Source organism: Bradyrhizobium sp. Leo170, assembly GCF_004296405.1.
In the GTDB taxonomy this organism is placed as follows: domain Bacteria; phylum Pseudomonadota; class Alphaproteobacteria; order Rhizobiales; family Xanthobacteraceae; genus Bradyrhizobium.
Genome location: NZ_PSRR01000674.1, coordinates 1 through 1,717, shown reverse-complemented (window position 1 = coordinate 1,717; position 1,717 = coordinate 1). Strand labels below are relative to the sequence as shown.

Annotated in this window: 2 protein-coding genes; both read left to right on the top strand. The window is 58.8% G+C overall.

Translation table 11 applies throughout. The features are described from left to right. A partial coding sequence (locus CWO89_RS46670; RefSeq protein ID WP_165421606.1) for a hypothetical protein occupies window positions 1-214 on the top strand: 214 nt, incomplete at its 5' end. A 191-nt stretch (window positions 215-405) separates the two neighbouring features. Continuing rightward, entirely contained in the window at window positions 406-1,605 is a 1,200-nt protein-coding gene (locus tag CWO89_RS43905) for an MFS transporter (RefSeq protein ID WP_130584346.1), read from the top strand. Window positions 1,606-1,717 lie beyond the last annotated feature (112 nt).

The following is a 1,717-nucleotide window of genomic DNA, read 5'->3' as shown; positions in this document are numbered from 1 at the left end:
GCCATTGTACACCCACAGCGGCAGCTATGCGGAAATGCTGCAAGCAAATTGCGGTAGTATTTCGCGGCTTATTTTTGGTGAAAGAAAACTGGCCATGCACGAGCATGACGGCGAGCTCGTTATCTACTCGGCTTGTGGGGACCCTGCGAGCGTCACGGTTTCCGGGGCATCCAGAAAGGATACTTCTCTCACGGTGATGGCGAAGACCGATTGAAATCATTCTAACGGAAATGGCGCAAACTTAGAGCCGGGTTGCACGAACCTCCAGCCCGCGTGACAAAGAGCTTCCGAAATTTGCGGGACAATCGACGTCGCTATTCTGGGCGGACCATGGTCAGGCCCTAATCCTAGGCTGAATGAGGGTCCCGGCTTGACCACCCTGCGAGAACTTGAACGAGCACTGCCATGACTTCATCCGTTCCCAACCCGCGAACGAAGCTCATCATTGCTGCTCTGACCATCGGTGCCTTCGCCATCGGCCTGGACACGTTTGTCATCATCGGAGCGCTTGACGTGATCTCTCGTGACCTGATGACTTCAACCGCCGCGGCGGGATGGATCATTTCGATCTACGCGCTCAGCTACGCGCTCTTCGCGCCGCTCAATGCCTGGATGTTCAAGGGCATGAATCTCCGCAATGTGCAGATCCTGTCCATTGCAATTTTCATCGTCGGTAACCTGACCTGCGCGATCGCACCGGATTTCCTGACCCTTGCGGCAGGTCGCGTTATTTCGGCCTATGGCGCGGCCATGTTCACGCCGGCGGCCACTGTGCTGGCCGCCGAGCTCATGTCGCCGACACGCAAAGGGATGGCGTTGTCCCTCATCTTCGGTGGCATGACCGTTTCGCAGGTTGTCGGCGTTCCGGCGACCAGTTGGATCGCAGATGCGATTGGTTGGCGCTTCGCCTTCGGTTTCGTGGTCGTTGCCGGGCTTCTTGTATTGCTAATCTTCGCCCCGATAATGTCCGGAGTCCCCGACGCGGCGTCGGAGCGCGCAAACGGCCCGGCTTCAAAAGACTTCTCCAAGATTATCTACGGCGTCCTTTCCGTGACGCTATTCGTTGTTGTTTCCGAGTTCATCGTTTATTCATATGTGAGCGTCTTCATCACTGGCTCCCTGTTCGCCGGGGTCCCGCTGCTCTCCGCTGCGCTCTTCGCCTATGGCTTCGGAGCCGTGAGCGGAAACGCAGCCTGCGGGTTGCTGACCGATCGTTTTGGCCCCTACAGGGTCCTGATCGGGGCCGTGGGGGCCCAACTCATCCTGCTCGGGGGCCTCGTTGCATTCGGACACCATGGCGCCCTCACCGTGTTCATCGCCTTCCTTTGGGGCAACGTGAGCTACATGTACCTCGTTCCGATCCAACACCGGCTCCTCGGCCTGGCCAAGGATAGGTCGAAGCTGGTTCTGGCAATGAACAGTGCGACCACTTACGCGGGGATCGCCATCGGCGCCTTCGTCGGCGGTCTCGTCGTTGAGACCAGCGGACCCACATCCCTGGCCGCGGCGTCCATCTTGATTGGCCTCACCGGTATCGGCCTGGCTCTCGTCTTCATGCGTGATGCAGCACCTGCAGAAAGGGCGAGTACGGCGCGAACGACATAGTGTCGATCGAAACGACCACCTACGCGCGGAAAAGATGCGTTGTGCCCGGTTGTCGCCCATCATGCGGCATAGCCGTATCGCAACGCTGCAAATGGCCGAGCAGGGCTAGTGG

Coding starts and splice junctions, on each gene's coding strand:
- CWO89_RS43905 (WP_130584346.1), top strand. CDS start 406: ATGACTTCATCCGTTCCCAACCCGCGAACGAAGCTCATCATTGCTGCT.